Raw genomic sequence first — 4,681 nt, 5'->3', positions numbered from 1 at the left:
TAGCACTGACCGCCTACTGCGATGCCGTGGCGCAAGGTTTTAATCATTTAGAAGCAGAAAGAATAGCAAGTGAAGTGCTTTTCAGTGGACTGCATTTCTCAAAGTACGATACCCTTGTTTCTGTCTTAGAGGACGAGTTTGAGAGGGAACTTCCTGCACCGCTCCCCGAGAGGCTTTCACTTTTGTTGTTGGCGAACAAGGCTGTTCAAGCCACATTCGCTGGGTATGAACTGACGGACGCATTTGCCGCAAGCGGACAATACGACCGTCTTTACACCGAACTGACAGGCACGATAGTGCTGCTCATCGAGAGCAACAACCTGCCAATGGTCAAACAGACGGAGGAAGCAAGCCCGAAGGCATTGTAGGCAAAGGCGCACGCAAAGTTCCTGATGCCGTTTCTTATCGTGCAAAGGTACAACGGCAGCCTGTCTGCCCTGAAAGGTCGAGTCCTGCGGATGGAGAGAAGAATCTCCACCGCAGGATTTTTCTTATTTCATGGCTGTATCGCAATTCCCAATATCCGTGCGGTCGTATTCATCTCTCCCAACCTTGCAGGGCTGGGCTGCCGTAGAGAGTATAGGCACGACAAGAATACGGCATACTCAGGCTCTTTGGACGCAAGGCGTAACAACTAACAACAGATAGGACTGACGATAATACGGACAATCTATTGTTTGTACAATTTGTTGTCATGACTATCTGTTGTCAAAACTATATATCGTCAAAATAATCTATCGATAAAACTATCTATCGACACTTCGACATCTCGATTTGTCGAACTATCGAATTATCGATAAAACAACAAGATAATAAAAGGGACGAGCCGGCACCTCATCTCATTACCGCAATAACACCATCTTATACAGAACATAAGAATTTTTCAGCGACAGCTCCAAATCTGATAGGGAAAACTACCAGCCTTTGCGCTTAAAGTTTATGAGCTTTCTATGAAAAGCTTATAAGCAATCTGACAAAAGCTTATAAGTTATTTACAAAAAGCTTATAAGCTTTTTAATGAAAGCTTAAGAGCTTTTTGGTGAAAGCTTAGGAGCTTTTCAGACTGACAGACTAATTTCTCTTCTCTTCCTTCTATTTCCTTGCTTTTCTGCGTTGCTTTGTTCAATGTAGTTCTACGCTTACCTTTGCACACAACAATAGTGGCAACAGACTGTATATGAGTTTGTTTGCCGAGCAACAATAATGTAATCAAAATAAAAAGAATGCAATGAAACTCATTATCATCGACCGCAAAGCGTGGGAGCGACATCGCTCTGAATTTGCAGACTTTATCCACCGAGTAGAAAGACTCATCGCAATCCGCCCGAAACGGACGAATGGCTCGACAACGAAGCCGTGTGCAAGCGTTTGGGCATCAGTAAGCGTACCCTACAATCATACCGAGATACGGGCAAAATCCCTTTCTCCATGATTGGACACAAGTGTTATTACAAACAGACCGACATCTGTGAAATGCTGAATGCAGTCAAGGATTGAAATCAAAGAATGAATGAATTATGGCAGAGAATGAAATCATTATGCGGGAAGACCCTCAGATGCAGTTGTTTTCACAACTGATGGAGGGCATCTTAAAGAAACTGGAGCGTTATTGTGCCACAGCTCGTCCGATGTTAGATGGCGAGGTTTACCTTTCGAGCGAGGAAGTGTGCAGCCACTTACGACTCAGCACACGCACGCTCCAAGAGTACAGAAACTCAGGAACGCTTCTTTTCTACAAAATCGGAGGGAAGATACTATACAAGCAGAGCGACATACAAGCCATGCTTGAAAAACACTATAACCCGATACCCAAGAAATTATGGCAAGAATAGATGAAAAAAGGAAACAACGCTTGGAACAAGCCATTAGAGATATGGGAAATTATGGCGTTAAGCTCCGCAAGCCCGAAGAGTTACCCGATTTTGACCAGCCCTCCGATTATGAAGAGGAAAAGAGAAGGTTTGAGCCTGTTGATAAAGTTGAGGAACAAAATGACAAGGAGAGTAACGAGGATTTTTCTCAACCGTCCTATCAAGAAACAGCGTTGTCGCCAACAGAAAGGGCTACTTCTACCGAAGAATTTCATCAAAGAATGGGAAAAACAAAGGACAGAAAGCAATTATCCGAGTTTCAGGGGAAATATCTCCAGCCCTTTCGCAACAGCCACCGCAAAGCCGTGTATGTATCAGAGGAAACCCAACGAAAGTTAGACTTCGTGGTGCGGAGAATCGGTGAGCATGGAGCGAGCGTTTCGGGATATGTCGAACAGGTACTTCGGGAACACCTCGACCAATACAAGGAAGATGTGGAAAGATGGAGGAAACTCTGAACTACTGCATCCCTCGAATGCAAGCCTACGCCGAGTTACTGTATTCAATGAATGCAGTAACACAGCAGGGGCTTATAATCCCATTTTCTACATCAGCAAGGTGTGTCTTTGTACCACAAATTGCAATTTGTACCACAAAGACCCTTGCCCCGAAAGGGGATTAAATCACTCCGAAGTCGTGATTATCATTTACCCCCTTTCTTATTTTAAAGTTGTATCGAAAAAACAAGACTATTCTGGTATCCCATCTTTTCGTGTATTTGATGACGAAAAGGGATGTCCGAATATGTATTTTCATTAGTGTCCCGTTAAAATCGGGACCAGTTAAATATTAATCAAATAACCCCGGAAAGAGGGGACAATCGAGTTCTTTGACATTATTGAAATCAGTCCTTTCGAAGAGATCTACGAGTGGTGTCTTAATGAATGAAATCAAACACAGAATGAACTATGGAAGAGAAAGAAATCATTACACAGCAAGACCCTCAAATGCAGATGTTTGCACAGTTGATGGAGGGTACTTTGAAGAAACTGGAGCGTTATTGTTCCACAGCCCGTCCGATGCTGGGCGGAGAGGTTTACCTCACTGGCGAGGAGGTTTGCAGCCAATTACGGCTCAGCACACGTACGCTCCAAGAGTACAGAAACTTAGGAACGCTTCCTTTCTACAAAATCGGAGGGAAGATACTTTACAAACAGAGCGACATACAAACAATGCTTGAAAGGCATTATAACGCAATACCCAAGAAATTATGGCAAGAATAGATGAACAAAGGAAACAACGTCTGGAACAAGCCCTTCGAGATATGGGCAATTATGGAGTTAAGCTCCGCAAGCCCGAAGAGTTGCCCGATTTTGATCAGCCGATAGATTATGAAGAGGAAAAGAAAAGATTTGAGCCTGTTAAAGTTGAGGAACAAAATGAGAAGCAGAGTCACAAGGACTATTCTCAACCGTCCTATCAAGAAACAGAGTTGTCACCAACGGAAAGGGCTACTTCTACCGAAGAGAATCATCAACGAATGGGAAAAACAAGGGACAGGAAGCAATTATCCGAGTTTCAGGGGAAATATCTCCAGCCCTTTCGCAACAGCCACCGCAAAGCAGTGTATGTATCAGAGGAAACTCAACAAAAGTTGGACTTCGTGGTGAGGAAAATCGGTGAGCAGGGAGCAAGCGTTTCAGGATATGTGGAGCAGGTGCTTCGAGAACATCTCGACCAATACAAAGATGATGTGGAAAGATGGCGGAAACTCTGAAGTACTGCATTCCTCGAATGCAAGCCTACGCTGAGTTACTGTATTCAGTGAATGCTGGCGGAAACTCTGAAGTACTGCATTCCTCGAATGCAAGCCTACGCTGAGTTACTGTATTCAGTGAATGCAGTAACACGGCATGGGCTTATAATCCCATTTTCTACATCAGCAAGGTGTGTCTTTGTACCACAAATTGCCATTTGTACCACAAAGACCCTTGCCCCAAATGGGGGATTAAATCACTCCAAAGTCGTGATTAGAAAGCAATGAAGAAGCAAAAACAAAAGAAGCCAGACGGCAGATGTGCCACCTGCCCACGATGGGACAGATGGCACATCAGGATACCTAATTTCGAAGACCAGCAGAAACTTATCAGACTCTATCGCAAGTCGGGAGCAAAGACAAAGAGCGACTTTGTCCGAGCAAGACTTTTAGGTGAAGCCTTTAAGGTCATCACCCAAGACCCTGCAAAAGAGCCTTACTTGGAGAAACTCTCCGAAATCGTTGACATGACTCATAAGATAGGCGTGCTATACAACGAAGCCGTGAAAGTCCTCAATACTTATCATTCTGTCACCACTGCTCAACAACTGCTCAGCAAACTCGAAACCTATTCGCAAATTCTCATCAGACTGCAACAGCAAGCAGTGCAACTAACAAAATCCCTTGAGAGTAAACAAGAATGAATGCTGATAAATCAGAATGCCCAACGTTAGTATCGTGCTGTGATTGCCCAATCCCTCTTTGGCCAGTTATCAATGTTAGGAAGATAGGCTTTGTATGTTGTAGACGGTAATAAAACTGTTCTGGCAATTCTTACATCGGTAGCGTTGTTTACCTGTACTACTTTTACCACTTCTGATAATATTGTTTGAGTGGCAATGCGGACATTGAAACTCAACTCCCAATCTGGAGCATAAAGTACCGAATCATTCTCGTAAGTTCATTTTTTCTTTGTTTTGGGTTACAAAAATATTACTGTCCGCTAAACATAGAAATCCTCATTCCAACTCATTGAGACACAATAGTTCGGATGACAGCATGTTAGTGACAAGCCCCCTTATTCATTTTCTGTTACCTCGGGTGGCGATTCAGC

General features: G+C 43.6%; 8 protein-coding genes and 1 pseudogene. 8 read left to right on the top strand and 1 reads right to left on the bottom strand.

Annotation, left to right across the window (positions count from 1 at the left end):
• The 8 genes and pseudogenes from E0E16_RS11315 to E0E16_RS11270 form a co-directional block, all read left to right on the top strand.
• Nucleotides 1-368: DUF1896 family protein (locus E0E16_RS11315; protein WP_130830651.1), on the top strand; the 368-nt coding region annotated here is incomplete at its 5' end.
• A gap of 24 nt (nucleotides 369-392) precedes the next feature.
• Nucleotides 393-638: a hypothetical protein gene (locus E0E16_RS13695; protein ID WP_165444228.1), complete on the top strand. Its 246-nt coding sequence runs from the start codon at nucleotides 393-395 to the stop codon at nucleotides 636-638.
• A 590-nt stretch (nucleotides 639-1,228) separates the two neighbouring features.
• Nucleotides 1,229-1,497, top strand: a pseudogene (locus tag E0E16_RS11305) (helix-turn-helix domain-containing protein).
• A gap of 20 nt (nucleotides 1,498-1,517) precedes the next feature.
• Nucleotides 1,518-1,832 (top strand): helix-turn-helix domain-containing protein, encoded by a 315-nt coding sequence (locus E0E16_RS11300; RefSeq protein WP_130830375.1) that lies wholly within the window; start codon nucleotides 1,518-1,520, stop codon nucleotides 1,830-1,832.
• Complete coding sequence (locus tag E0E16_RS11295) at nucleotides 1,820-2,329, top strand: DUF3408 domain-containing protein (RefSeq protein ID WP_025070208.1); 510 nt, start codon at nucleotides 1,820-1,822, stop codon at nucleotides 2,327-2,329. Before E0E16_RS11300 ends, E0E16_RS11295 begins: the two co-directional genes overlap by 13 nt.
• A gap of 450 nt (nucleotides 2,330-2,779) precedes the next feature.
• Nucleotides 2,780-3,094 carry a helix-turn-helix domain-containing protein gene (locus tag E0E16_RS11285; protein ID WP_025877773.1) on the top strand — a complete coding sequence of 105 codons (315 nt, stop codon included), beginning with the start codon at nucleotides 2,780-2,782 and terminating at the stop codon, nucleotides 3,092-3,094.
• Complete coding sequence (locus E0E16_RS11280) at nucleotides 3,082-3,588, top strand: DUF3408 domain-containing protein (RefSeq protein ID WP_025877775.1); 507 nt, start codon at nucleotides 3,082-3,084, stop codon at nucleotides 3,586-3,588. The genes E0E16_RS11285 and E0E16_RS11280 overlap by 13 nt, the downstream gene beginning before the upstream one ends.
• A gap of 263 nt (nucleotides 3,589-3,851) precedes the next feature.
• The gene (locus E0E16_RS11270; protein WP_130830374.1) at nucleotides 3,852-4,271 is read left to right on the top strand and encodes a plasmid mobilization protein; all 420 of its coding nucleotides are present in this window, start codon (nucleotides 3,852-3,854) and stop codon (nucleotides 4,269-4,271) included.
• A gap of 75 nt (nucleotides 4,272-4,346) precedes the next feature.
• On the opposite strand, the gene E0E16_RS14840 is transcribed toward E0E16_RS11270, so the two are convergent.
• Nucleotides 4,347-4,493 (bottom strand): IS1/IS1595 family N-terminal zinc-binding domain-containing protein, encoded by a 147-nt coding sequence (locus E0E16_RS14840; protein ID WP_130830373.1) that lies wholly within the window; start codon nucleotides 4,491-4,493, stop codon nucleotides 4,347-4,349.
• Between the last annotated feature and the right edge of the window lie 188 nt (nucleotides 4,494-4,681).

The sequence above is a fragment of the Prevotella rectalis genome, from assembly GCF_900607215.1.
In the GTDB taxonomy this organism is placed as follows: domain Bacteria; phylum Bacteroidota; class Bacteroidia; order Bacteroidales; family Bacteroidaceae; genus Prevotella; species Prevotella brunnea.
Note: the sequence above shows the minus strand (reverse complement) of the source record. Positions and strands in the feature narration are given on the sequence as shown.

Excerpts from the sequence above, each read along its gene's own strand:
- E0E16_RS13695 (WP_165444228.1), top strand. The coding sequence starts at position 393 with ATGCCGTTTCTTATCGTGCAAAGGTACAACGGCAGCCTGTCTGCCCTG.
- E0E16_RS11300 (WP_130830375.1), top strand. The coding sequence starts at position 1,518 with ATGGCAGAGAATGAAATCATTATGCGGGAAGACCCTCAGATGCAGTTG.
- E0E16_RS11295 (WP_025070208.1), top strand. The coding sequence starts at position 1,820 with ATGGCAAGAATAGATGAAAAAAGGAAACAACGCTTGGAACAAGCCATT.
- E0E16_RS11285 (WP_025877773.1), top strand. The coding sequence starts at position 2,780 with ATGGAAGAGAAAGAAATCATTACACAGCAAGACCCTCAAATGCAGATG.
- E0E16_RS11280 (WP_025877775.1), top strand. The coding sequence starts at position 3,082 with ATGGCAAGAATAGATGAACAAAGGAAACAACGTCTGGAACAAGCCCTT.
- E0E16_RS11270 (WP_130830374.1), top strand. The coding sequence starts at position 3,852 with ATGAAGAAGCAAAAACAAAAGAAGCCAGACGGCAGATGTGCCACCTGC.